The sequence below is a fragment of the Photobacterium arenosum genome (assembly GCF_014841115.1).
Lineage (GTDB): Bacteria > Pseudomonadota > Gammaproteobacteria > Enterobacterales > Vibrionaceae > Photobacterium > Photobacterium arenosum.
Genome location: NZ_JACYTP010000006.1, coordinates 145,363 through 169,776 on the forward strand (window position 1 = coordinate 145,363; position 24,414 = coordinate 169,776).

24 protein-coding genes are annotated in these 24,414 nt (G+C 54.1%); 3 read left to right on the forward strand and 21 right to left on the reverse strand.

Going from position 1 to position 24,414, the window contains the following annotated elements; translation table 11 throughout:
- Positions 1 to 10: 10 nt before the first annotated feature.
- The 5 genes from dinF to IFO68_RS11600 all read right to left on the reverse strand — a co-directional run bounded on the left by dinF (position 11) and on the right by IFO68_RS11600 (position 4,843).
- Positions 11 to 1,360, reverse strand: coding sequence for an MATE family efflux transporter DinF (gene dinF / locus IFO68_RS11580; RefSeq protein WP_192016105.1), 1,350 nt, complete (start codon positions 1,358 to 1,360; stop codon positions 11 to 13).
- 88 nt (positions 1,361 to 1,448) lie between these two features.
- A complete protein-coding gene (cyoE, locus tag IFO68_RS11585) occupies positions 1,449 to 2,375 on the reverse strand; it encodes a heme o synthase (RefSeq protein ID WP_192016018.1) in 927 nt (308 codons plus the stop codon).
- Positions 2,376 to 2,393: 18 nt separating this feature from the next.
- Positions 2,394 to 3,548 (reverse strand): COX15/CtaA family protein, encoded by a 1,155-nt coding sequence (locus IFO68_RS11590; protein ID WP_225445189.1) that lies wholly within the window; start codon positions 3,546 to 3,548, stop codon positions 2,394 to 2,396.
- Positions 3,549 to 3,579: 31 nt separating this feature from the next.
- Positions 3,580 to 4,128: a cytochrome oxidase gene (locus IFO68_RS11595; RefSeq protein WP_192016019.1), complete on the reverse strand. Its 549-nt coding sequence runs from the start codon at positions 4,126 to 4,128 to the stop codon at positions 3,580 to 3,582.
- Between the two features lie 34 nt (positions 4,129 to 4,162).
- The gene (locus IFO68_RS11600) at positions 4,163 to 4,843 is read right to left on the reverse strand and encodes an SURF1 family protein (RefSeq protein ID WP_192016020.1); all 681 of its coding nucleotides are present in this window, start codon (positions 4,841 to 4,843) and stop codon (positions 4,163 to 4,165) included.
- 53 nt (positions 4,844 to 4,896) lie between these two features.
- Here IFO68_RS11600 and IFO68_RS11605 point away from each other — a divergent pair, with 53 nt between their 5' ends.
- Positions 4,897 to 5,103: a DUF2909 family protein gene (locus IFO68_RS11605; protein ID WP_027250530.1), complete on the forward strand. Its 207-nt coding sequence runs from the start codon at positions 4,897 to 4,899 to the stop codon at positions 5,101 to 5,103.
- 12 nt (positions 5,104 to 5,115) lie between these two features.
- Here IFO68_RS11605 and IFO68_RS11610 read toward each other — a convergent pair whose 3' ends face one another.
- The 6 genes from IFO68_RS11610 to lexA all read right to left on the reverse strand — a co-directional run bounded on the left by IFO68_RS11610 (position 5,116) and on the right by lexA (position 11,107).
- Positions 5,116 to 6,018, reverse strand: coding sequence for a cytochrome c oxidase subunit 3 (locus tag IFO68_RS11610; RefSeq protein ID WP_192016021.1), 903 nt, complete (start codon positions 6,016 to 6,018; stop codon positions 5,116 to 5,118).
- Between the two features lie 8 nt (positions 6,019 to 6,026).
- Positions 6,027 to 6,578, reverse strand: coding sequence for a cytochrome c oxidase assembly protein (locus IFO68_RS11615; RefSeq protein ID WP_192016022.1), 552 nt, complete (start codon positions 6,576 to 6,578; stop codon positions 6,027 to 6,029).
- 9 nt (positions 6,579 to 6,587) lie between these two features.
- Complete coding sequence (ctaD, locus tag IFO68_RS11620) at positions 6,588 to 8,192, reverse strand: cytochrome c oxidase subunit I (protein ID WP_192016023.1); 1,605 nt, start codon at positions 8,190 to 8,192, stop codon at positions 6,588 to 6,590.
- Positions 8,193 to 8,205: 13 nt separating this feature from the next.
- Positions 8,206 to 9,348 carry a cytochrome c oxidase subunit II gene (gene coxB / locus IFO68_RS11625; protein ID WP_473741667.1) on the reverse strand — a complete coding sequence of 381 codons (1,143 nt, stop codon included), beginning with the start codon at positions 9,346 to 9,348 and terminating at the stop codon, positions 8,206 to 8,208.
- Between the two features lie 248 nt (positions 9,349 to 9,596).
- Positions 9,597 to 10,394 (reverse strand): class I SAM-dependent methyltransferase, encoded by a 798-nt coding sequence (locus IFO68_RS11630; RefSeq protein WP_192016025.1) that lies wholly within the window; start codon positions 10,392 to 10,394, stop codon positions 9,597 to 9,599.
- A gap of 92 nt (positions 10,395 to 10,486) precedes the next feature.
- On the reverse strand, positions 10,487 to 11,107 hold the full coding sequence (lexA, locus tag IFO68_RS11635; RefSeq protein WP_192016026.1) for a transcriptional repressor LexA: 621 nt from the start codon (positions 11,105 to 11,107) through the stop codon (positions 10,487 to 10,489).
- A 220-nt stretch (positions 11,108 to 11,327) separates the two neighbouring features.
- Between lexA and plsB the strand changes: the two genes are divergently transcribed.
- Complete coding sequence (gene plsB / locus IFO68_RS11640) at positions 11,328 to 13,784, forward strand: glycerol-3-phosphate 1-O-acyltransferase PlsB (RefSeq protein WP_192016027.1); 2,457 nt, start codon at positions 11,328 to 11,330, stop codon at positions 13,782 to 13,784.
- Between the two features lie 68 nt (positions 13,785 to 13,852).
- Here the strand turns inward: plsB and ubiA are convergent, their stop codons facing one another.
- Both ubiA and IFO68_RS11650 read right to left on the reverse strand, forming a co-directional pair.
- A complete protein-coding gene (ubiA, locus tag IFO68_RS11645; protein WP_192016028.1) occupies positions 13,853 to 14,710 on the reverse strand; it encodes a 4-hydroxybenzoate octaprenyltransferase in 858 nt (285 codons plus the stop codon).
- A 4-nt stretch (positions 14,711 to 14,714) separates the two neighbouring features.
- Entirely contained in the window at positions 14,715 to 15,323 is a 609-nt protein-coding gene (locus tag IFO68_RS11650; protein ID WP_192016029.1) for a chorismate--pyruvate lyase family protein, read from the reverse strand.
- 158 nt (positions 15,324 to 15,481) lie between these two features.
- Between IFO68_RS11650 and IFO68_RS11655 the strand changes: the two genes are divergently transcribed.
- Positions 15,482 to 15,889, forward strand: coding sequence for a flagellar basal body-associated protein FliL (locus tag IFO68_RS11655; protein WP_192016030.1), 408 nt, complete (start codon positions 15,482 to 15,484; stop codon positions 15,887 to 15,889).
- Between the two features lie 103 nt (positions 15,890 to 15,992).
- Here the strand turns inward: IFO68_RS11655 and glpD are convergent, their stop codons facing one another.
- From glpD to ftsY, 8 genes are all read right to left on the reverse strand, one after another.
- Positions 15,993 to 17,507 (reverse strand): glycerol-3-phosphate dehydrogenase, encoded by a 1,515-nt coding sequence (glpD, locus tag IFO68_RS11660; protein WP_192016031.1) that lies wholly within the window; start codon positions 17,505 to 17,507, stop codon positions 15,993 to 15,995.
- Positions 17,508 to 17,790: 283 nt separating this feature from the next.
- A complete protein-coding gene (locus tag IFO68_RS11665) occupies positions 17,791 to 18,555 on the reverse strand; it encodes a DeoR/GlpR family transcriptional regulator (protein ID WP_192016032.1) in 765 nt (254 codons plus the stop codon).
- A gap of 123 nt (positions 18,556 to 18,678) precedes the next feature.
- Positions 18,679 to 19,530, reverse strand: coding sequence for a rhomboid family intramembrane serine protease GlpG (gene glpG, locus IFO68_RS11670; protein WP_192016033.1), 852 nt, complete (start codon positions 19,528 to 19,530; stop codon positions 18,679 to 18,681).
- A 70-nt stretch (positions 19,531 to 19,600) separates the two neighbouring features.
- A complete protein-coding gene (gene glpE, locus IFO68_RS11675; RefSeq protein WP_161458539.1) occupies positions 19,601 to 19,927 on the reverse strand; it encodes a thiosulfate sulfurtransferase GlpE in 327 nt (108 codons plus the stop codon).
- 574 nt (positions 19,928 to 20,501) lie between these two features.
- Positions 20,502 to 21,362, reverse strand: a complete 861-nt coding sequence (gene rpoH, locus IFO68_RS11680) for an RNA polymerase sigma factor RpoH (protein ID WP_192016034.1) — start codon at positions 21,360 to 21,362, stop codon at positions 20,502 to 20,504.
- A gap of 148 nt (positions 21,363 to 21,510) precedes the next feature.
- Complete coding sequence (gene ftsX / locus IFO68_RS11685) at positions 21,511 to 22,437, reverse strand: permease-like cell division protein FtsX (protein ID WP_192016035.1); 927 nt, start codon at positions 22,435 to 22,437, stop codon at positions 21,511 to 21,513.
- On the reverse strand, positions 22,427 to 23,095 hold the full coding sequence (ftsE, locus tag IFO68_RS11690; protein ID WP_027250514.1) for a cell division ATP-binding protein FtsE: 669 nt from the start codon (positions 23,093 to 23,095) through the stop codon (positions 22,427 to 22,429). Before ftsE ends, ftsX begins: the two co-directional genes overlap by 11 nt.
- A gap of 2 nt (positions 23,096 to 23,097) precedes the next feature.
- Positions 23,098 to 24,387, reverse strand: a complete 1,290-nt coding sequence (ftsY, locus tag IFO68_RS11695) for a signal recognition particle-docking protein FtsY (protein WP_192016036.1) — start codon at positions 24,385 to 24,387, stop codon at positions 23,098 to 23,100.
- Positions 24,388 to 24,414: the final 27 nt, after the last annotated feature.

Here is a 24,414-nt window from a genome sequence, read left to right on the forward strand (position 1 = left end):
AATATGATAACTATTTGTTAGAACAGGCCTCTTCAAGAAAAATATTTTTTTGCCATTGATACGCAAAAATAGCCGCTAGCAACAGCCCTCGCATGGCCAGAAAACCTAACATCGCCGCCCACAACGCATGGTTGCCAAACTGGCTAAACAACTGCCATATCAGGAAGAAACTACAGGTCGCGATAAACATGCTGTTGCGCATTTCTTTGCCTCGGGTCGCGCCGATAAAAATACCATCCAGCAGAAAGCACCACATTGCCACCAGAGGCACGGCAGCCAGCCAGGGCAAATAACGACTTGCTTCGCGCTGCACCGCTGGGATATCCGAGATCAGGGCAATAATCGCATCCCCGAACAGCGTGAAGGCCAGCGTCATCAGCAAAGCAATCACCACACTCCACAAAGTGGTGCTGATCAGCGTCCTGCTCAGGGCTTCGCGGTTTCTGGCGCCTATGGCTTTGCCCACCATAGCTTCCATGGCATAGGCAAAGCCGTCCATACCGTAAGACACCAGCATCAGGAAACTCATCAGCACCGCATTGGCCGCCACCACGTTATCCCCCAGGCTGGCCCCCTGAAACGTCATGAAACTGAAAGCCAGCTGCAGGCACAAGCTGCGCAGGAAGATATCCCGGTTCAGGCGTAATAAGCGGACTATTCCTTGTCCGACTTTATTGAGCTGGCTACGCCAGGGCGGCAAATTCAGGGTTTTCCACTGACAGGCAACAAAATACAGCCCCAGTACCATGCCGCTGTATTCCGCGATCACTGAGGCGGCGGCCGCGCCGGCCACCTGCCAGCCCAGCCCCAGTACAAACAGGATATCGAGCAAGATATTAATGCTGTTGGTGATGATCAGCAGCCACATGGGCAGCCGGGCATTCTGACTGCCCAGCAGCCAGCCCATGATGACAAAATTGGCCAGGGCCGCCGGCGCCCCCCAGATACGAATCGAGTAATACTGATCCGCATAGGTTTTTACAGCATCGCTGGCGTCGCTGACGGAAAATACCGCATCCGCTATCAGGCCATGGCTGAGGATAAGAAGCGCCGCCAGCCCCCAGGCCAGGGCTATCCCCTGCAGTAGTACAGTCGCCTGCGAAGACTTGTTACTTGCGCCGTACGCCTGCGCGCACAGCCCTGTTGTTGCCATACGCAAAAAACCGAGCAACCAGAAGGTCACGCTGATCATGGTGCCGCCGACAGCCACGCCACCCAGATACCAGGCATGCTCAAGATGGCCGATCACAGCCGCATCCACCAGCCCCAGCAAAGGGACAGTGATGTTGGACAGCACCATAGGAAGCGCCAGGGCAAAGACCTGGCGGTGGAGGGAGATATCTTTTAATGCGGCCAGCACAGTTCCAACCTTATGATTCACACGCTTAAGCCGCACAGTGTAACAGCAGGACCCATGACTGCCAGCTGTTAGCATAAATCTGCCTGTATTAGGCCAGCAGTATTCCCAGCCAGTGGTCAGCCAGTAACACTACAAACAGTCCCAGCAGGTGCCAGATAGAGAACTTGAACGTGGCCCAGGCATGGCCAGGTTCATCGGCAAACTTGAGCTTAACCGCGTACCCGACAAAGCCCAGATTCAGCACCAGACTGCCCGCCAGATACAGCGCACCACTCATGCCTGTCAGCCAGGGCAACAGACCGATCAGCGTCAGAATCAGGGTATAGAGCAGTACCATGGTCTTGGTGAAGGCAATCCCGTGCGTCACCGGCAGCATAGGAATATCGGCTTTGGCATAATCATCGCGGCGATGTATCGCCAGCGCCCAGAAATGCGGTGGTGTCCAGGCGAACACCAGCATCACCAGCAACAGCGCATGAGGATCAAACTGGCCGGTTACTGCTGCCCAGCCAAGCAATGGCGGCGCGGCGCCGGCCAGACCACCGATAACGATATTCTGTGGCGTCGCGTGCTTTAACCACAGGGTATACACCAGTGCGTAACCCACCAGACTGGCCAGCGTCAGCCAGGCGGTCAGCGGATTCAGCTGCCACAGCAAGGCAAAGCCCACTATCATCAGCACAGTGGCAAAAATCACCGCATTGACAGTCGGCACCCGCCCACGCGCCAAGGGCCTGTGATGAGTGCGGGCCATCTTGGCGTCTAATTGCCGATCAAGCACGTGATTAAAGGCCGCCGCAGACGCCGACTGCAAGCCGATCCCCAGCAAACCCAGCACTACGGCTTTGACGGGCGGGATCCCCGGGACTGCCAGACACATGCCCACCAGCGCCGTCAGCAGTAACATCGCCACGACTTTTGGCTTGGTCATCATCAGATAATCGCGCCCCAGCTGTTGCCAGCTTCGGCCTGAATACGCTATCTGGCGTTGTTCCAGTGACTGTGATTTCGCCATGTCGCCTACCTCCCTGAATTAGCCTGACTTGGGTGTCATTCGGCCAAAATGCGTTTGCCTTCCATGTGTTCCTGCCTGCACCTGAATCAGTGCATGGCGGACCGTTTTCACTCGCGGTATAGAAGCAGCCCGGCTGACATTCACCGCAGCCCGAGCCATAAACAACGCCCAGTTCGCCGCCAGTACGCTGAGCAGTAAACCTAATCCCCCCAGGTTATGCGCCACAGCCACTGGCAGTGGCAGGCTGGCCAGTACATTCGTCACGCCCAGCGCGATCTGCACAGAGAGCAGCGCCAGTATCAGCACGGCGTAGCGCCGCCAGCCGATATGCCACAGCCGCCAGACAAGCAGCAGGATCACCAGGGTGGTCAACATGGCGCCGATACGGTGCGCTGCATGAATAGACACCCGCTGATCAAAATTGAGCACGCCATACTGATAAGTCTGAAAACCCGGCTGCCAGGGCTCAAACGCCCTGATATCAAATTTACTTACCCAGTCCACTTCGCAGACAGGCAGCTGAGTGCAGACCACAGCGGCATAGTTGGCTGCCGTCCAGCCGCCCAGTGCAATCTGCACTGCCACCACTATCAGCCCGGCTACGGCTAAGCGCCGAACACTGACTAAAGCAGGAGAGGAAGCAACCGCTGTCGCAGGCCGCTTTCTGTGTCTCAGCAGCATCCGCAACCAGAGCACCAGTAACAGGCTGGCTGTGGTAAAGCCGCCAAGCAGGTGACCCATCACTATCACCGGCTTGAGCGACATGGTCACAGTCCACATACCCAGCAACGCCTGAAACACCACCAGCCCCAGCAACACCAGAGGTAAGCGGCGTGGTCTGTCACCACGGCGACGGGCCAGGACATTCAAAGCGACTATCAGCAACCCGAGCGCACCGGCCATGTAACGATGGATCATTTCATTCCAGGCTTTATGCACTTCCACCGGGTGATCCGGAAAAGCCTGTTGAGCCAGTGCATGCTGCGCGTCAGTTTTGGGAACTGTCATGAAACCATAGCAGCCGGGCCAGTCCGGGCAGCCAAGCCCGGCTTCTGTCAGCCGGGTATACGCCCCCAGGGCTATCACAGCAACGGATAATAAGAGAGTCAGTCCAACCAGCCAGATAAAGCGCCGGTCGGCCTGCCGGTAACGGGAAGAAGCCATTGATAACATCGCCACTCCTTAGCGCATGCGGTTTGCAACATCAGCCTATTTTGGAAACCTTGAGTAAACGTTTGAGATCCCTCAGCATGTCCTTACCCTGAGCCAGCACCTGCGTCTGCCCTTCCACCAGAGGATAAGCCAGCATGACATTGCCCTGTGGATCTGAGATATAAATGGCCTGAGCGCCGAATTCCAACGCACGGATCTGAGCAAGGACAGGCTCCGGTGCGGCCAGTACTGTACTGCCGCCGGCCTGCACATGCTCTGCAGCAGGCAAGCCTGTATCCCCCTGACCTGAGACCAGCACCAGGCTGGCAATACGCTCCTGCTCGGCGCCCATGGCCTGAGGCACCTGACGCAAATTAAACAAGGCGCCCTGACAGCGGGTATCACACTCTGCCGGCAGCAGATACACCAACTGCCATTTACCCCGCATCCCCAGCCAGTCAGTCACCACAGGCTGATCCAGCAGTTGCCCCCGATTGATGGCTCCCCCCTGATACCAGTGGTTGTCCAGCACCAGCTTGGCCACCACCACAGGCAGCACAAACAACAGTAACAACAACACTAAATTGATGTGTTTTCTCATCCCTGACTCCTGTTTCTCAGTGCCTACTGCGTTCTCAGTGCGTACTGCGTTTCAGCCACCACCAGGCCAGTCCGGCGACGGCCAGCGCCAGCAGAAACCACTGCACAGCATAGGCATAATGCTTTTCCGGCCCCATCACTACGGCCTGCCAGTTCTGCTTGAGCGCCAGTGGGTCATCCGCCGCTATCTGTATGACCCAGTCAGGCAAGGGCAATCCCGTTGCACCTGCCAGTTCTGCTGGCTTGATATTTTGTACCCGCCTTGGCCAGCCACTTTCTGTCCCTGCCTCGCTCAGTTCAGGAAGCTGAGTTGAGGGTGCAATCATGCCCGTCAGCATGACCTGGCCATGAAATTCGGGTAACACAGGCAGCTCATCCCGGTATTGCGGTGCAGGCAACCAGCCTAAATTCACCAGTACCCAGGCGCCGTTTTCCGTCCGGAACGGGTAAAACAGGTGATAACCCGGCCGGCCGCGATCCAGCTGGTTATCCAGTAAAATCGCTTTGCTGTGATCATATTCGCCGCTTAACCTGACCCGGTACCACAAAGGATCATCCGGCAGGCTGGCGACACTGTAGAACGTCTGCTCTCCCCTGAGCTTCAGCGCTGCTGTCAGCGTTTCTTTTTCCTGTCCCCGTGAGATCTGCCACATTCCCAGCTTGACCAACACCGACAGGACCACCAAAGTAAAAAGAATAAAACCTGTCCGTCTCATCGCGTCCTGTGCCTCATCCCTGACGCCCTGATTCAGCCAACCACGGAGCTATCATGTTGCTGAAAATCCTGATTGTCTGCCTGCTGTTCTTTATCTTGTTTAACTTATTCCGTGCCTTGCCAGTGATGCTGAAAGGCAAGCAAAGCAAACCTATGTCTCACTACCTTGGCCGGCGCGTGCTGTTTTCTGTCCTGCTGTTTGCCCTGTTGTTGCTGGCACTGGCAACGGGTCTTATTGAGCCGCATCCCCGGCCGTTCTGATGCCCTCTGGCATCAGAGAATATAGACAAAGACAAACAACCCCAGCCACACCACGTCAACGAAGTGCCAGTACCAGGCTCCGGCCTGAAAGGCAAAATGGTGCTCTGGTGAAAAGTGCCCTTTCAACACCCTAAGCCAGACGATAAAGAGAATAAGAGTACCCAGAGTCACGTGCAGGCCGTGAAAGCCGGTCAGCATAAAGAAGGTATTGCCGTAGACCCCGGCATCTAACGTCAGATCCATGTCTTGATAGGCATGGATATATTCGACACCCTGCAGGTACACGAACAAGCTACCCAGCAGCACAGTTAACAGCAGATAAAGGGTCAGGCGCGGGCGGTTGCCTTTTTCCAGCGCCACATGGGCAAAATGTACCGTCACAGAAGAAGTCAGCAGAATTAAGGTATTGTAGAGCGGCAGACCAAGCGGTCCCATGGCCTGGGTTTCTGTACCGCCAGGTGTCATGATCAACGGCCACTGTGCGACAAACTCCGGCCACAGCACTTCGTGTGTCATGGCGTTATTACTCGCCCCACCCAGCCAGGGCACGGCTATCATCCGGGCGTAAAACAGCGCCCCGAAAAAGGCGGCAAAAAACATCACTTCTGAGAAAATGAACCAGCTCATGCCCTGACGAAAGGAGCGGTCCATCTGTGAGCTGTACAGGCCGGTCATTGATTCGCGGATCACATCGCGGAACCAGCCCACCAGCATGATCAGCAGCAAACCCACCCCGCTCATCAAAATCCAGGGACCATTGCCGCCGAACAGTCCACCGACGGTGGCACCGGCGCCCATGGCTATCAAAAATAACGCCACTGCACCCACTATCGGCCAGGCGCTGGCCGCCGGCACATAATAATGCTCATGGGAAGGCTTCAGGGACTGTTCATGTTCTGTGTACGGATTCGCCATGGTCGACCTCATTGCGTTTGCGCCGCAGGTTCCGGCTGAGCGTTAAACAAGGTATAAGCCAGTGTCAGTGTATTGATATCCTCAGGCAGTTTGGGATCAATATAGAAGAGCAAAGGCAGCTCTGCTGACGCTCCGGCAGCCAGTGGCTGACGGTTAAAGCAAAAACATTCAATCTTGTTAAAATACTGCGCCCCCAGCCCCGGAGAAACGGACGGTACCGCCTGGCCCACTGTGGCGGTCTGAGTCAGGTTCTGGGCCGAATACAGCACTTTGTAGGTTTCGCCCGGATGCACCACCAGCTTGGTCACTTCCGGTTCGAATCGCCAGGCCATGCCCGGATTGATATAGGCCATAAATTCCACAGTAACGGTTCGCTTGTCGTCTACCTGTTCACTGGCAATGGCGGCCTGGTTGGATGTTTTGCCATTGATGCCAGTAACTTCACAAAACACGTCATAGAGAGGCACCAGCGCAAAGGCGAAGCCAAACATCCCCAGTGACAGTAAAATCAGGCTCAGTAACGACTTCTTCTTACCTTTTTCCTTATCGGTGTCAGCCATATCGCCCCCTTAGTCCACCTTAGGTGGCGTGGAGAAAGTATGATGAGGCGCCGGAGAAGGTACTGTCCATTCCAGCCCTTCAGCGCCATCCCAGGGTTTCGCGCCTGCCGGTTCCCCGCCACGCACACACTTCACGACGACCGCCAGGAAAATCAGCTGCGACAGACCAAACAGAAAGCCGCCAATACTGACGATGGCGTTCACATCGGCAAATTGCAGCGCATAATCCGGAATGCGGCGCGGCATGCCTGCCAGTCCCAGGAAATGCATAGGGAAGAACAGAATATTGACGGAAATCACTGAGCACCAGAAATGCCATTTCGCCAGGCGTTCATCGAACATATGCCCCGTCCATTTAGGCAGCCAGTAATAAGCCGCGGCCATGATGGAGAAGATCGCGCCAGACACCAGTACGTAGTGGAAATGAGCCACCACAAAATAGGTATCGTGATACTGGAAATCTGCCGGGGTGATTGCCAGCATCAGGCCGGAGAACCCGCCTATGGTAAAGAGAACAATAAAGGCGATGGCAAACAGCATAGGCACTTCAAAGGTCAGTGAACCTCGCCACATGGTAGCCACCCAGTTAAACACTTTTACCCCGGTCGGCACGGATATCAGCATGGTGCAGTACATGAAAAACAGCTCGGCAGCCACAGGCATCCCTGTGGTAAACATATGGTGTGCCCACACCAGGAAACTCAAACCGGCAATAGACGCCGTTGCGTATACCATGGAACTGTAGCCAAACAGCCTTTTGCGCGAAAACGCCGGAATAATCGCGGAAACAATACCGAAACTCGGCAAAATCATGATGTACACTTCTGGGTGACCGAAGAACCAGAAGATATGCTGGAACATCACAGGATCCCCGCCACCGGCGGCATCAAAGAAACTGGTGCCGAAGTATTTGTCGGTCAGTACCATAGTGACCGCTCCCGCCAGCACCGGCATCACAGCAATCAGCAGAAACGCCGTGATCAACCAGGTCCAGACAAACAGCGGCATTTTCATGTACGTCATGCCAGGCGCACGCAAGTTCATAATAGTGACTATGACGTTGATAGCCCCCATGATGGAACTGATACCCATGATATGAATAGAGAAGACAAACAGGCCAGTACTCTGCGGACTGTAAGTCGTCGAGAGCGGCGCATAGAACGTCCAGCCAAAGTTCGGGCCGCCGCCTTCCATAAACAGCGACCCCAGCAGCATGGCGAAGGCAAACGGCAGAATCCAGAAGCTCCAGTTATTCATCCGCGGCAGCGCCATGTCCGGCGCCCCTATCATCAGTGGCACCATCCAGTTAGCCAGCCCGGTAAACGCAGGCATCACGGCACCAAAGACCATGATCAGACCGTGCACTGTGGTCATCTGATTAAAAAAGTTAGGATCCACCAGTTGCAAGCCAGGCTGGAACAATTCGGCCCGGATCACCATCGCCATCGCCCCACCGACCAGGAACATAGTGAAGCTGAAAATCAGGTACAGGCTCCCGATATCCTTATGGTTGGTAGTAAACAGCCAGCGCTTGATACCACTTTGATGATGATGTGTATCATGCTCCGTATGACTGGCCTCTTCCACTGCCTGTTCACGCATCATGTCCGTCATGCCCTGTTACTCCCTAAAGCTGTTCGCCCTTAAGAATTGCCTGTACTTCTGCTGCCTGAACCATATCGCCGGTATTGTTACCCCAGGCATTACGCTCATAGGTAATCACAGATGCCAGCTCCTTCAGGCTCAGTTGCGGGCCGAACGCCTGCATTGCCGTACCGTTACGTCCGTGGACCACAATGCTGATGTGTTCCAGTTTTTTAGCCGGATCAACCGAAATCCCTGTTCCGGCCAGTGCCGGAAACGCGCCCGGCAAACCCTGACCATTGACCTGGTGACACACAGCACAGCGGGTGTTATAGACTGTCTCGCCCATCGCCATCAGCTCATCCATGGGCATTTGCATATCCAGCAGACGCAGCTCTTCAGCTTTCGCCTCCCGCTGGGCGGTTTTGGTGACTTGCAGCCATTCCTCAAAATCGGCCTGCGGCTTAGCTATTACCACAATCGGCATAAAACCGTGATCCTTGCCGCACAGCTCAGCACATTGCCCGCGGTAGATACCCGGCTTATCAATCTTGGTCCAGGCTTCGTTAATGAAACCGGGATTGGCGTCTTTCTTGACGGCAAACGCGGGCACCCACCAGGAATGAATCACATCCTGTGAGGTCATCAGAAAGCGGATTTTCTGCCCGACAGGCACCACCAGCGGATGATCCACTTCCAGCAGGTAGTTATCGCGCTTTTGCCGTTCATTGTTAATTTGCGCCTGAGAGGTGGCTAAGTTGGAGTAAAACTCAACATCTTCGCCGAAATAGCGATAATGCCACTTCCACTGTGAACCGGTTATCTGAATAGTGATATCCGATTGCGAGGTATCTTCCATCGCCAGCAGGGTTTTGGTCGCCGGAATGGCCATTACGATCAGAATGACAAAAGGAATCAGGGTCCAGAGCAGTTCAACCCGGGTACTTTCATGAAAGGAAGCCGCCACAGCACCCCGCGACTTTCTATGATGAATAATGGCCCAGAACATCACGCCGAATACCACGATACCAATCGCGACACAGATATAAAAAATCGTCATGTGCAGTGAATAGACCTGCTGACTGACCCCGGTAACCCCCTGGGTCATATTCAGCGGCATCGACTGGGTTTCTGCCCATGCAGGCAAACTCAACAAGCCCAACAATCCATAAAACAATGGCCGCATCATTCCGTGGCTCCCTCCCTCAGTCACCCTGACAGTCAAGTGTCAGCGAACGTCCCGCGCCGGAGACAGCAAACACCTGTCTCAGCCAGGATTCCCTCTAATCAGCGCAAAGAAGCTATAACAGCTTGTTTACATTTAACTTAGGACAGATTTGCCAGAATGAACAAAATTTTGAGTAAGAAATAGTCAACGCCCACAAGAAATGGGCGCTGGTAGACATAAGCGGGCAGAATGAGAAAAGGTCGGGCTTAAAAACGAAGGTGCGACACCACAGGTGTCAATCTGTGACCGAACGAAGGTAAGTGCGACAGCCAACGCTGCCAGGGGCGCCAGCGCGGACAAGGCACAGTGAGTGGCGAGTGGCTGGATACTTGCTCTGCCCAGGGCAGCCATTGCAGCAACTGGCGGACAGGATCTTCAAAACCATGAGCATAATCCTGTGTCCCTAATTTATGGCCCAGACCGCTGTCACAGCGATCGCCGGCCAGCACGAGGCACAATTCCAGTTGATTGAAATGACAACCAATCCGCTGGACAAATTTCGCCACTTCCTGCGCAGAAATCTGCAACAACGCCTGATCACAAACCAACATAACAGGTGAAGAAAAAGCGGTTGGCAGCTGAGATAACCAGTTCAGATCCGTTACAGAGCCCGGCCGCATCCGATACCGCTCACTGGCGTGAAACAACTTTTGCCGCCACAGCAGGTTCTCATTGCAGTCCAGCTCCAGCCAGCGGCACCGGCCATTATCCAGCCGGTAGAAGCGGGTATCCAGCCCTGCTCCGACATTGATGACATGGCCATTAGGAAAACGGCGCAGAAAATGCTGTACCCGCTGATCCACCAACAGGGTCAAGGTCGCGTGCAGCAACTGGTGTTGATCAACATTACCGGCCAGGCAATCGGGGGCCAGATGACACTGCCGGCAAGCCGCTGCGGCTAAGGGGTCATAAATCAAACCACCGTCAGCCAGACTCTCGCGACTACGCAGCCAGAGCGGCTGCAAGAGTGCAGCCGGAATATGATAGCGGGCAGATTTAGTCATTGTCGTCATCGTCTACAAGGTGATACCTTGATGATAATGACTATCATTAACTATTGCAAAGAAATCGTCGGTTCTTTACACGCAATCAGACCTCAGCCCCAGTCGCCGTTACGGATAACACCCACGGCAATGCCTTCAATGGTCAGGTGCTGCTGGGTCAGATCCACCACAATCGGTGCAAACGCCTCGTTTTCGGCATGCAAATACACCTGAGACCCTTTCTTTTCAAGACGCTTAACCGTCACATCATCATCAACACGGGCAACAACCACCTGGCCGTTACGGACATCCTGGGTTTTATGCACCGCCAGCAAATCGCCATCCATAATCCCTATGTCTTTCATGCTCATGCCATTGACACGCAGCAGGAAATCAGCCTGCGGCTTAAACATTGACGGGTCAACATCGTAATGGGTTTCAACATGTTCCTGAGCCAGAATCGGCTCACCGGCGGCAACACGCCCGATGAGCGGCAGACCACGTTCCTGTGCATCCTCGTCATTCACCAGCAGGCGAATACCGCGTGATGCACCCGGTACGATTTCAATCACCTGCTTACGGGCCAGCGCTTTTAAATGTTCCTCTGCCGCGTTGGCAGATCGGAACCCCAGTTCACGGGCAATTTCCGCCCGAGTCGGCGGCATGCCGGCGACTTCAATTTTTGCTTTGATCAAATCAAAGACTTCTTGTTGGCGTGGCGTTAACGGCTTCATGACATACCCTGTCTTTTTATACAGTTCACTGTGAGTATATCCAGTGTTCATTGTTTTGAAAAGACTATATTCAATGAAATGCTGGCTTGGCTGACCCTGCCACAACGCCAGCGAACAAAATTTTACTCTTTGCTATCCTGTATCGTATTTTTCGCAGCAATACCCGGCGCGTTTTCTGCTATCCTTGCCACGCATTAAGATTTCGAGGCTAGTTATAAACATGTCAAGTTGGCAGAAATTTTCGCAAAGTCTTCTGAATTTGCCGCTTTCTTTACTGGTTAAGACCCGTACAATCCCGTCCGATCCTGTTTCTGAACTGGAACTGGATCTCGACCGCCCTATTATCTACACCTTGCCTTTCAGCTCGCAGACCGATCTGCTGACCCTGAGTGCAGCGACCCAGGCCGTCGGGCTGCCCGATCCGCTGGAGCCTGTTGTCATCAATGGCCAGGTGTTCCCCCGCTATGTCTTCGTCGCCAACAGCCCGAGTATTTTCGGCAGTGACGGCCAGCTACCGGCCAAATCCTTAACCCTGTTTACCGATTTGCTGGCGGCCCATAAAGCCGATCCGCAACTGGATGTTCAGCTGCTGCCCGCTTCGATACTGTGGGGCCGCAAACCCGGCACTGAAGGTGAGCAAAAACCGATACTGAAAGCCTTAAATGGTCCGGAAAAATGCTTCGCCGTACTGGCGCAGGGCCGGGATTGTATGGTCCGCCTCAGCCCGACCATGTCGTTACGCTTTATGGCCGACAAGCACGGGACAGATAACGCCATTGCCAATAAGCTGGCCCGGGTGGCTAAGATCCATTTCTCCCGCCAGAAGCTGGCGGCGGCAGGCCCTCGCCTACCACAGCGTCAGGCGCTGTTTAACCGCCTGCTGGCCTCCAAGGCGATAGAAAAAGTGGTCCGCGAGGAAGCGGAAAGCCGCGATGTGCCTTTAGAAAAAGTGCGCAAAGAAGCCATTGATATGATGGAAGAAATTGCGGCCGATTTTTCCTACAGCCTGGTTCGTCACGGTGACCGTTTCCTGAGCTGGCTGTGGAACCGTCTTTATAAAGGGATCAATGTCAGCAATGCCCAGCGGGTCCGCCAATTAGCGCAGGACGGCCATGAAATTGTCTATGTCCCCTGTCACCGCAGTCATATGGATTACCTGCTGCTGTCTTACGTGCTCTATCAGGAAGGTATGGTACCACCACACATTGCGGCAGGTATTAACCTGAACTTTTTCCCGGCCGGGCCGATTTTCCGCCGCGGCGGCGCGTTCTTTATCCGCCGCAGCTTTAAAGGCAACCGCCTCTATTCAACAGTATTTCGCGAATATCTCGGTGAGCTGTTTGCCAAAGGTTACTCGGTGGAATATTTCAGTGAAGGCGGCCGCTCCCGTACCGGTCGCTTGCTGGCACCGAAAACCGGCATGCTGTCGATGACCATTCAGGCCATGCTGCGCGGCCTCAACCGCCCGGTCACTCTGGTGCCTGTGTATATTGGTTACGAGCACGTGATGGAAGTGGCCACTTACGCCAAAGAGCTGCGTGGCAAGCGAAAAGAAAAAGAAAGCTTGGGTCAGGTATTGCGCACCCTGCGTAAATTGCGCAATTTCGGCCAGGGTTACGTCAACTTCGGTGAGCCTATCCCGCTGAATCAGTACCTGAACGAGCAGGTGCCAGACTGGCGTCAGCATATCGACCCGATTGAACCTGCCCGCCCGCAGTGGCTCAACCCTGTGGTCAACAACCTGGCCGATAAGATGATGACCCACATCAACGATGCAGCAGCAACCAACGGCCTGACTCTCTGTGCGCTGGCATTGCTGGCCTCTCGCCAGCGCGCACTGAGCCGTGAAGAGCTGGAGCAACAGATTGACTGTTACCTTCAGCTGCTCCATAACACGCCGTATTCGTCGGACTGTACTCAGCCGTCAGACACAGCGGCTGAGCTGGTTGAGAATGCCATCAGCATGGATAAGTTCATGGTTGAGCGTGACAGCCTGGGAGAGATAGTGTCGCTGGATAGGCAGCAGTCACTGCTGATGACCTATTACCGCAATAACATCATCCACCTGTTTGCGCTGCCTTCGCTGATAGCCCACATAGTCGTTTCACACCAGCGCCTGAGCCGGGCCGAAATGCATCGTCAGATCAGCCTGCTGTATCCGTTTTTGAAGGCCGAGCTGTACCTGCGGTTTGACTGGGCGGACTTACCGGAAGCGCTTGATGCCCTGATTGATGAGCTGATCCGGCAGCGGCTGATCCTGAGTGACGGCAATGAGTTGTCGCTCAACAGTGTCCGTATCGGCCCGCTTCAGTTACTGGGCAATACCATTACCGAAACCTTGCAGCGCTACGCCATTGCCCTGACGCTGCTGCGCAGTGAACCTCAGCTGATGAAGAGCGATCTGGAACAGCAAAGCCAGATGATGGCACAGCGCCTGAGCCGTCTTCACGGTATTAATGCGCCTGAATTCTTCGATAAGGGCGTCTTCTCTGCGATGGTCAAAACCCTGCGTCAGGAAGGCTATCTGAATCAGGACAACCATGCGGTCTCACGTCCGGTGGCCACCCTGGCCGATTTACTGGCCGATTTGGTTTCTCCGGAAGTGAAGCTGACCATTCAGGCAGTCATGAACCGGGAAGAGAAAAAAGAGCCGGGGCCGGATTCAGCGGATAAATAATTCGCCGCTTAGAACAGCAAACGCCCGCAAGATGCGGGCGTTTTTATAACCGGAGCGGAATCATCACTTCAGAGCATTAAGCCGGCAGCCATGCCCAGCCACACCAGCATCCCCACATAGTTATTGTTGAGGAAGGCCTTAAAACAAGGTTCACGTTCCCTGCCGCGAATGAGCATCTGCTGATAAACAAACAACGCTGCAGCGCCAAGCAGGCTCCAGTAATACAGCTGAGACAACCCTATCTGCATACCCACCACAATCAGCAACCCTAATGTGCCCAACTGCAACAGGCCGATAATGCGCTTGTCATTGCGGCCAAACAGGATAGCGGTTGATTTGATCCCGATTTTTAAATCATCATCCCTGTCGACCATGGCGTACTGGGTATCATAGGCAATGGTCCAGAGTATATTGGCGACAAACAGCATCCAGGCCACTGGCGGTAAAGCACCGGACTGCGCGGCATACGCCATTGGAATGGCCCAGCCGAAGGCCATGCCCAGCACCAGCTGCGGCAGATGGGTATAGCGCTTCATAAACGGATAAGCCGCCGCCAGCAGCAGACCAACTACAGACAGCTGGATAGTCAGAGTATTCATGGTCAGTACTAACGCAAATGACACTAACGCCAACAAGGCAAAAAAGCCCAGCGCTTCGCGCTCGCTGATCAAACCGGAAGGCAGAGGACGCTGCGCGGTACGCTTCACATGGCCGTCAAAATGCCGGTCTGCGTAATCATTGATGACACAGCCCGCCGCCCGCATCGAAAAAACCCCGAGCACGAACACCGCCAGCACCTTGAAATCCGGCATGCCATCCGCGGCCAGAAACAAGGCCCACAAGGTTGGCCACATCAATAACAAACTGCCAATCGGGCGATCCATACGCGCTAACTGCCAGAATGCCCTTGCCTTGGTCATCTCCAAACCTTCACTCTCCTACTTTTGTGCGTAATGGGCGGCTTTCTCGCTGCCCGATACCGCCGGTAATGTGCCGCTGAATAGCGCTGTTATCCTGATAAACCGGAGCGGGTGCCAGAAACAGCTCAGCCACCAGCATCGGCTTTTCCTTTACCCACAGGCGAGAGCGACGCGCCCACAATACATCGTCATTAACAGTAAGGCGGGCCAGCTGCAGGGCGTCACGGCGCGCACTCTGATCGGTAAACACCCGGTAACCCAGGGGCGACTCTCCCAGCCGGGCAATGTCCTGCTCTTCACCCGTCATGGTCGGCACAGGGATCAGCGTACGGCCAAACACCCAGGGCACACCGTCGCCATGTAAGAGTACGATACGCTCCAGGCAATCCACTGGCCCCAGCATCGCCTTCTCATCAGGCTGTAAGCTGCTGGCTTTGATCGGCTCCTGCGCCAGCAGAAGCACACTGAACTGATGACAATAACGGGCAAAACGGCGTGACAACGAGCCATTTTCCTGCAACCAGCTTTGCAGTTGCGGCTGATTGAGGTGTATGTTTTCTGTCAGTTGCCAGTCGGCATTGTCCAGAGCGGACTGATATATCTGCTTGAATTTCGACATCTTCCCAATTCAATTCCTAGAAAGGGTGATAGAATGTGGCCAATTGATAACACTGAATGATGCCCTATTGTAGCAAGCCGTCACGGACAGGAATATCATTCCTCGCCAAAGTAGGCACTTGGGTAACAGATTTTTCCCTGATACAGATGGATAGCAAGATGAAATCTCTACTCCTGACATTGGCGATGGTGCTGATTACCCTGACTCAGCCTGCGCTGGCACAATCTGCGCCGGCAAAGACCCCTGAATACAGTTATTTCACCCTGACGCCGGATATCACCACTAACTATATCACCCAAAGTAAAAAGCTGGGTTATCTGCGCCTGCAGGTCGATCTCATGGTCTCCGACCCGGACTATATCCCTCTGGTTGAACACCATGCGCCGCTTATCCGTGACGCCATTATCCAAATCATTGGCGAACAGCCGGAAGTGAAAATCAAGTCTCTGGCCGGTCGCGAAGCCATACGCCAGCAATGCCTGGACAAAGTGAATGACCTGCTGATAGCAGAGACCAACCAAAAGCTATTAACTGAGCTGCTGTTCACCAAATATCTGTACCAGTAACCCCAGCAAAACACTCAACACCGCCATAACCTGTGGTTTAGAGGTTACAAAAAAAGCGCCCGGTGGGCGCTTTGGTCTTTTTCCCGTATTTCATTACAGTGTATCAGGCTGCAGCATGCGCCTTGGCATGTTGCGAAGCAATATACTCTGCCACCGCCTGTTGCTGCTCATCATTCAGATACAGCCCCAGTTTGCTGCGCCGCCACAGAGCATCGTCTGCGCTGACAACGAACTCACGGCTCATCAGGTAATCGAGTTCTCTGGCGTAAAAACCTTCGCCAAAATGCTGCCCCATTTCCGCTTCGCTGCTGACACCTTCCAGTATCTGCCAGCTCATGATCCCGTAATTCGTTGCCATGCGATCTGCGGTAAATGTGCTCATCCAGATAAAACGGTTGCGTAGATCAGCACTGAGACGCTCACGGTCAAAATCCGCCTCGCCGCCGGGCAGGCAGGCTTGCGCCGTCCAGGCCGGTCCCATGTCCGGGAAGAAAGGTGCCAGCTTGCGCAGTGCCGATTCCGCCAGCTTGCGATAGGTGGTCAGCTTACCGCCAAACACAGACAGCAAGGGCGGCTGAGAGCCTTCCTGTTCCAGTTCCAGGGTGTAATCACGGGTCACGGCTTGCGGTGAGTCTGACTCGTCATCACACAGCGGACGGACACCGGAGTAAGTCCATACCACATCCTGACGCTGCAGCTTGTGCTTAAAGTGATCGTTGTACACGTTGAGCAGGTAGCGGATTTCGTCTTCATCAATCGCCACCTTACGCGGGTCACCGTGATATTCCACATCTGTGGTACCAACAATGGAGAATCTGTCCAGATACGGAATCACAAATACGATTCGATTATCTTCGTTTTGCAGAATGTAGGCCTGAGGCTCATCGTGCACGCGCGGTACCACTATGTGCGAACCTTTGATCAGGCGAATATTGCGTGGCGACGGGGTATCCAGGCTGGTGTCATAAAAGGTTTTCACCCAAGGGCCGGCCGCGTTCACCAGTGCATGCGAGCGACGGATGAAACGCTCGCCGGTCTGACTATCGAGCACAGTCACTTGCCACAGCTCGCCGTCACGCTCGGCCTTTTCAACACGGCAGCGGTTACGGACTTCACCGCCACGGGCCGCAGTTTCCATCGCATTTAAGATAACCAGTCGGGCATCATCGACCCAGCAGTCTGAATATTCAAAGCCGCGGGTAATTTCAGGCACCAGGGCGGAATCCGCGCCAAAGCGTAATCCTTCACTGGCTGGCAGCGTGGTGCGTTTTCCTAAGTGATCATACAAAAACAAGCCAGCCCGAATCATCCAGGCAGGACGCAGGTGCGGCCGGTGCGGCAGGCGAAAACGCATTGGCCGGGCAATATGCGGGATCTTGCGCAGCAGAACTTCTCGCTCTGCCAGGGCTTCGCCAACCAGACGAAACTCGTAATGCTCAAGATAGCGCAGACCCCCGTGGATCAGCTTTGAACTGGCAGACGACGTCGCAGATGCAAAATCATCGGCTTCAAACAATGCCACTTTCAATCCGCGACCTGCGGCATCTGCGGCAATACCCGCGCCGTTAATGCCACCCCCTACGACGATAATATCCAGAATCTCATTTGCTGCTGTCATGCCTTTCACCTGTGCCTTAACTGCGCTGCGCTCTTACCGAATGCATTTCCTCTCTGCTTATATTAGGACATGCATTCGAAAGTGTTCACTTTGTATAAATGTTCGATATCGCTCAATATAGCCAATTGGAAAGCGAATATCATCCTTTTTATGCTCGAAAAATGACACTGATATGATCATACGCACAAAAAAAGCTGCCTTATCAGGCAGCTTTCCGAGAATGTGCAGGCAGATTAATGCTCGCCGCGACCGTTATGAGCGAAAACGCTCATAACAAGGACTGTCAGTCGATTATGATTTCGAGATGGGTATCCAGCTCTGTCATCCGCTTGGCCAGCGGCTCTGGTGGTGTTTTATTGGTGAACAGCATATCAATCTGGCTGATATCACCCAGATTCACCATGGCATTGCGGCCGAATTTCGTGTGATCGACACCCAGCATGACACAGCGGCTGTTTTCTATAATGGCTTGTTTTACCCGTACTTCGTGATAATCGAAATCCAGCAGGGAGCCATCGAGATCAATGCCGCTGATCCCTATGATGCCAAAATCCAGACGGAACTGAGAGATGAAATCCAGGGTCGCTTCGCCCACTATGCCGCCGTCACGATTACGCACTTCACCACCGGCCAGAATCACCCGGAAATCATCTTTCCCGGTCAGAATACCGGCCACGTTCAGGTTATTGGTCACGATCCGCAAATCCGAGTGGTCCAGCAAGGCGCGTGCAACCGCTTCCGGCGTGGTTCCTATATCAATGAACAGCGTGGCGCCGTCGGGGATATGCTTGACCATCGCCTGCGCGATACGATCTTTCTCGGCCAGTTGCATCACTTTACGGGTTGTGTAGGAGGTGTTGACCGAGCTGGACGGCACAGTCGCCCCGCCGTGATGGCGCCGGATTTTATTCTCTTCGGCCAGCTCATTGAGATCCCTGCGGATTGTTTGCGGGCTGACGTTAAAACGGGCAACCAGGTCATCGGTACTGACATAGCCCTGAGTTTTCACGAGATCGATGATCTCCTGATGACGTTTGCTTTGCTTCACTGCTGTTACTGCTCCTGATTGACGAAGTTCCAATGACCGTAGTGGCCCGCTTTCCGGGCGTGCTCATCTTACTGGGCAATCGGTCTGGTTACTAGGTAAGTGATCCCACTCCTGGCTGAAACCTTAATGTGCCGAATCCGCCGGCTGTCGCAGATGCGCATCAACAAAGGCCAGCAGGCACCCTGAGATCAGCCCGAACAGATGCGCCATATTAGCCACTTCAAATCCCATCACGCCGACGAAACCTAAAACCAGCCAGACCAGCATAAAGACGACATAGCCATTGGGAATAGTGAGGCCCCGCGATGGTGCCAGCCAGCCCAGCCACCACAGGTAGCCCATCAGCGCGTAAACCACCCCGGATAACCCGCCGAAGTTAGGGCCGTGGAACCAGAACTGTGCAAGGCCGGAGACCAGCGCGGAAACGATGAAGACTTCCAGTAACTTGCCGCTGCCGCTGTGCCGCTCAAGCCGTCCGCCCAGCACCCACCACCACAGACAGTTGAATATCACATGCAGTGCGGAGAAATGGATCAGGCTGTGAGACACATAGCGCCAGACTTCCCAGCTGTCTCCCTGCATGGTAGGAAAATGCAGCCAGTAAAAAAGCGGCGCCTGCCAGCCCAGCAACCAACCGCCGTATATGCCGACCGCCAGCACCATCACCAGCAGACAGACAGGACCGGCACCCGATTTCACCATGTCAATCATACTGGGACTGTCATAGCGAAACGACGGTTGCTGACGGCGGTTAGCCACCTGCCAGGAGGCAGCCTGGTATTTCTGATCGTCAGGATGGCGGATAAACTGCTGCCACTCGGCTTCGGTTTCTACCTGGTGCGCTGGGTCAGACAACCAAATGGCAAACTGGCCGCCGGGTTCAGCGGCCAGGGTAAGTTCAATACCACGGGAGGCCATATAATCTATAAAGGCCTGTGCCATTCGGGGGTTATTGAGCACGGCGATGCGCTGCATCTCAGACTCCCTGTTGAAATTTGTGCGCCGCAGGCGTCGCTGGCAAGCGCAGGATGATCATCTGGCTGAATTACTGCTCAACACACGGATAAGCCTGACGGCGCCACGCTTCAAAGCCGCCGTCCATGCTGTACACGGTTTCATACCCCTGATTAATCAGATACTGGGCAGCACCCTGAGAGCTGATCCCATGGTAGCACATCACGATCACCGGCTGCTCGAAGTCAACGTCATCCATAAAACTGACCATAGAGTCATTGGTCAGGTGAAAAGCAGACGCCGGATGAGATAAAGCGTGGGATTGAGGATCGCGAATATCGACCAGTACCGCCTTAGTGTCGGACTGTTGTAATAATGCGTACGCTTGCTCAACCGAAATATGTTCAAACTGCTCCATGATGACCTCATTCTGTAATTATCAATCGGGGTGCCAGCATCTGGCTGCGCTAATCCCCCTCATCACACGATCTTACACGACATGCTATCGACGCAAAAACCAGCAATGGTGGACCCAAGGGATCCTGCCGCATTCAGCACGGTATCCCCTACTCATTCAATGCCAGCCAGTATACTCAGTTACTCACAGCTTTGAAAAAAATCTGGCTGCCTTTTGCGTGCGGGCTTTGCCGAATATCCTTACAGGATCGAGAGTTAGTCAGGCTGGCTGGGCCAGCCAGTAGCCTGCTGATCATAGTTTCGCCAGCTGTGGAAAAAACTGTGAATAGCGTTGATAATGTGTTTCTGCCCAAAAGGATCCACTAGATATAGTAAAGATCCGATCAAAGCCTGTGGATAACATTTTCAGCCTCAGCCGGCTATACCAGCAGCCACTCAGCAAACCGCCATTCCATAGGTGTTCAGGCACAAAAAAACCGGCTCAAAGCCGGTTTCTTCATTCAATAAGTTTGTGGATAGAAAATCCAGCGACCCGCAGGGATCCTCATCCCAAGGATCCTGCACCATACGGATCGTTACAGCGCGTCACCGACGGCATCTTTCAACTTGCGCATCGCGTTTTTCTCCAGCTGGCGGATTCGCTCGGCTGAGACACCATAATGATCAGCCAGATCCTGCAATGTGGACTTATCGTCCTCCAGCCAGCGTGAACGCACGATATGCTGACTGCGGTCATCCAGATTCGCCAGTGCCAGTGACAGACGATTGTTGGCGTGATCTTCCCAGTTATTTTCTTCATAGCTGAGCGCCACGTCAGATGACTTGTCTTCCAGAAAATACACAGGTGCTGTGTAGCTGTTTTCACGTTCGTCATCATCAGCCGGCATATCAAAGGTGGCATCCTGCGCGGCAAGACGGGACTCCATCTCACGCACTTCACTGGTTTCTACACCCAGTTGCTCGGCCACCATTTCGACTTCTTCATTGTTAAACCAGCCAAGGCGCTTTTTCGCCTTACGCAGGTTGAAGAACAGTTTACGCTGAGCCTTGGTGGTCGCGACTTTCACGATCCGCCAGTTACGCAGCACATACTCATGAATTTCAGCCTTGATCCAATGGACAGCGAAAGACACCAGCCTGACACCCACTTCCGGGTTGAAGCGTTTTACCGCCTTCATCAGACCAATATTGCCTTCCTGAACCAGATCAGCCATTGGCAGGCCATAACCTGTATAGCCGCGGGCAACATGGACTACAAAGCGCAGGTGCGACAATACCAGACTGCGGGCAGCCTCAATATCACCGTCATAATGCAGACGCTCAGCTAACTCCCGCTCCTGCTCGGCTGTCAGCATCGGATGGCTGTTTACAGACCGGATATAGCCTTCCAGGCTATCAGCAGAAACTAAAGCTAATGAAGTCATCTCTTTTGTCATTCAAGTAACCCCTGTGGATGCTTTGCCAGGGCCAAATACCCTGGACTTTCACCTAAATCAAGCAGCATTACACTGCCAGACCGACAATAATGCCTTCAATGCTGCACAAAATGCAAGCATGCGTAACCAATACGTAGAGTCTGATTCATCACATTGGTTCAATTTCTTTTAAGTGTCTGCCGGCTGAAAGACGGGCTGCCAGTATGCCCAGCAGAGCCGATAAGAGAATGAGTAGCAGGCATTCATCCCAGGCCAGACCGGTTAGGTGGAAATCACTGCCATACAAAGCGGCCAGCTTATCAACTGCACTTTCCAGTATAAAGCTTACCAGCGTAGTGAGCACTAACGCAGCCACCGAAGCCAATAAGCCATACCAGGCGCCTGTGTACAGAAATGGCCGCAGAATATACGTGTTGGTCGCCCCAACCAGTTTCATAACCTGCACCGCCTCTTTCTGATTTTGCAGCTGAAGACGCAGCGTATTACCCACTATCAGGAACACGGCCAACAGCATCAGGCCAGCCATGATCATGGTCAGCGTGACACTGAGTTGCTTGATGGCTTCAAGACGCTGCAGCCAGTCGCTGTCCAGCCGGACATCATCCACACCAGCCTGCTCACTGAGCTTGCGGGCCAGTATTTCCGCCTGGCTGCCCGACTGCCATTGCACCGACGGTTTGATAATCAGCACCGCCGGCAAGGGGTTATCATCCAGCAGGCTCAGGGCCTTGGCAAAGCCTGCGTGCTCACGGAATTCATCCAATCCCTGCTGAGGCGAGACATAATCCGCCGAACTGATTTCCGTCCAGCCCGCCAGACTCTCTCTCAGGGTGCGGGCGTCTGCATCGCCGGCACCCGGCGCCATATAAACAGTCAGCTGAGTCGGGTTCTGCCAGGCCTGGCTGACAATCGCAATATTCTTTGCCGCCAGATAAAAACAGGCCGGTAAGGTCAGGGCAAAGGCCAGCACTGCCAGCGTCAGGACATTGCCCACCGGACGGCGCCATAGATCAGTGAGTGCCTGCTTACCCACCTGACGCTGGACAGAGAACCAGCTTTGAGCTTTACGCGCCATACGCCACCTCGCGCAAACTGCCCTGGTGTAAATCAAGCCGTCTGTAACTGTGACGGCTTAATAAAGAGGTGTCGTGGGTGGCCATCAGTACACTCACCCCGACCCGGTTAAATTCGGCAAACAGTCCCATCATCTGCTGGGACAGATCGGCATCCAGATTCCCGGTCGGTTCATCCGCCAGTACCACCAGCGGCTTATTGACCACGGCCCGGGCAATCCCGACCCGCTGCTGTTCCCCGCCGGACAGCTGAATCGGCAGGCATTGTGCTTTATCCAGCAGGCCGACTTTATCCAGCGCGGCGGAAACCCGTCGCTTCACATCACCGGCCGGAGACTGGGCGATTTGCAGTGGCAGCGCCACATTGTCAAACACAGTCCGGTCCATCAGCAGTCTGTGATCCTGAAAAATCATCCCGATGTGACGGCGAAGAAAAGGAATCTGATGGCTGTCTATCCGGGTAATATCATGATCATTGAAGAAAATCCGGCCATCACTCGGCCGTTCAACCGCGGCGATCAGTTTCAACAGCGTGCTTTTACCGGCACCGGAATGGCCGGTGAGAAAAGCCATCTCACCTTTTCCCAGATGGAAATCCACTTTTTGCAGGGCCTGGCGACCGCCCCGATATGCTTTACTGACCTGCTGAAACCGAATCACAGTTAATCCTCGTCGCTGAACAGAGCCTCAATAAATTCCTGGGCGGCAAAAGGACGCAAATCTTCAATACCTTCACCAATACCAATGTAACGGATAGGGATATTGAATTGATCTGCGATGGCAAAAATTACACCACCCTTAGCCGTGCCATCCAGTTTGGTCAGTGTAATACCAGATACTGGTGCCACTTCACTGAACAGTTTGGCCTGACTGATCGCATTCTGGCCAGTACCGGCATCAACGGTCAGCATAATTTCGTGCGGCGCCAGCGGATCTATTTTCTGCATCACCCGGACAATCTTACGCAGCTCTTCCATCAGATTGCCTTTGTTCTGCAGACGGCCGGCAGTATCGGCAATCACCACATCGACATTGCGTGCTTTGGCTGACTCAATCGCATCGTAGATCACTGAAGCACTGTCGGCACCGGTATGCTGGGCGACCACAGGCACGTTATTACGATCGCCCCACACTTGCAGCTGCTCTACCGCCGCGGCACGGAAGGTATCCCCAGCGGCCAGCATGACTGACAGCCCCTGCTGCTGGAATTGCTTGGCCAGCTTACCGATAGTGGTGGTTTTACCTACGCCATTCACACCCACCATTAAAATCACATAAGGCTTGCGGCTGGTATCAATCACCAGTGGCTGCTCAACTTTTGCCAGCATCTCACTCAGCTCGTCTTTCAGCAGACCGTACAGGGCCTCGCCGTCTTTGAGCTGTTTGCGGTCGGCTTTTTCGGTCAGGTTTTCGATAATCTTGAGCGTGGTGTCCATACCGACATCTGCCACCAGCAGCTGCTCTTCCAGCTCTTCAAACAGATCATCATCAATCTGCTTGCCCCGGAATAAACCGAAGAAGCCAGCCCCTAGATTATTGCGGGTTTTCTTCAGCCCTTTCATCAGCCGGGCAAAGAAACCCTCGCGCTGCGGTTTTTCCTGCACCGCCGGCTCCTCAGAAACAAGGGCCGGTTCAGCCGCGGCTTGCAGGCTTGGTGGCTGTGCATCTTCTTCTGCCGGCCGGATCTGTGTATCTGCCTCGACATCCAGATGCACACTCTGCTCAGGCAATTCAGGCTCAGCGTCGCGGTGCGTCAGCGGGGCTTCCGCATCCGCCATGTCCTGATGAGGTGGACCCGACTCCTCTGCAGAAGCAGGCTGCGTTTGTGCCTCCTGAGTCTGTTCCGGCTCTATGGTCTCTTCTTGCGGTTTATGTTGTTCTTTTTGCTCGGTTTGTTCTTCTTCACCAAACCCCAGCCATGAAAATAATCCGCGCTTCTTTTTTTCTGCCATTGGCAAATCCTAGACATTGATTGGTAC

Excerpts from the sequence above, each read along its gene's own strand:
- coxB (WP_473741667.1), bottom strand. The coding sequence starts at position 9,348 with ATGCGGCCATTGTTTTATGGATTGTTGGGCTTGTTGAGTTTGCCTGCA.
- cyoE (WP_192016018.1), bottom strand. The coding sequence starts at position 2,375 with ATGGCGAAATCACAGTCACTGGAACAACGCCAGATAGCGTATTCAGGC.
- IFO68_RS11605 (WP_027250530.1), top strand. The coding sequence starts at position 4,897 with ATGTTGCTGAAAATCCTGATTGTCTGCCTGCTGTTCTTTATCTTGTTT.
- plsB (WP_192016027.1), top strand. The coding sequence starts at position 11,328 with ATGTCAAGTTGGCAGAAATTTTCGCAAAGTCTTCTGAATTTGCCGCTT.
- glpG (WP_192016033.1), bottom strand. The coding sequence starts at position 19,530 with ATGCAGCGCATCGCCGTGCTCAATAACCCCCGAATGGCACAGGCCTTT.
- ftsY (WP_192016036.1), bottom strand. The coding sequence starts at position 24,387 with ATGGCAGAAAAAAAGAAGCGCGGATTATTTTCATGGCTGGGGTTTGGT.
- IFO68_RS11615 (WP_192016022.1), bottom strand. The coding sequence starts at position 6,578 with ATGGCTGACACCGATAAGGAAAAAGGTAAGAAGAAGTCGTTACTGAGC.
- IFO68_RS11595 (WP_192016019.1), bottom strand. The coding sequence starts at position 4,128 with ATGAGAAAACACATCAATTTAGTGTTGTTGTTACTGTTGTTTGTGCTG.
- rpoH (WP_192016034.1), bottom strand. The coding sequence starts at position 21,362 with ATGACAAAAGAGATGACTTCATTAGCTTTAGTTTCTGCTGATAGCCTG.
- IFO68_RS11610 (WP_192016021.1), bottom strand. The coding sequence starts at position 6,018 with ATGGCGAATCCGTACACAGAACATGAACAGTCCCTGAAGCCTTCCCAT.
- IFO68_RS11655 (WP_192016030.1), top strand. The coding sequence starts at position 15,482 with ATGAAATCTCTACTCCTGACATTGGCGATGGTGCTGATTACCCTGACT.
- IFO68_RS11590 (WP_225445189.1), bottom strand. The coding sequence starts at position 3,548 with ATGTTATCAATGGCTTCTTCCCGTTACCGGCAGGCCGACCGGCGCTTT.
- glpE (WP_161458539.1), bottom strand. The coding sequence starts at position 19,927 with ATGGAGCAGTTTGAACATATTTCGGTTGAGCAAGCGTACGCATTATTA.
- IFO68_RS11630 (WP_192016025.1), bottom strand. The coding sequence starts at position 10,394 with ATGACTAAATCTGCCCGCTATCATATTCCGGCTGCACTCTTGCAGCCG.
- glpD (WP_192016031.1), bottom strand. The coding sequence starts at position 17,507 with ATGACAGCAGCAAATGAGATTCTGGATATTATCGTCGTAGGGGGTGGC.
- IFO68_RS11650 (WP_192016029.1), bottom strand. The coding sequence starts at position 15,323 with ATGTCGAAATTCAAGCAGATATATCAGTCCGCTCTGGACAATGCCGAC.
- lexA (WP_192016026.1), bottom strand. The coding sequence starts at position 11,107 with ATGAAGCCGTTAACGCCACGCCAACAAGAAGTCTTTGATTTGATCAAA.
- ftsX (WP_192016035.1), bottom strand. The coding sequence starts at position 22,437 with ATGGCGCGTAAAGCTCAAAGCTGGTTCTCTGTCCAGCGTCAGGTGGGT.
- IFO68_RS11600 (WP_192016020.1), bottom strand. The coding sequence starts at position 4,843 with ATGAGACGGACAGGTTTTATTCTTTTTACTTTGGTGGTCCTGTCGGTG.
- ctaD (WP_192016023.1), bottom strand. The coding sequence starts at position 8,192 with ATGACGGACATGATGCGTGAACAGGCAGTGGAAGAGGCCAGTCATACG.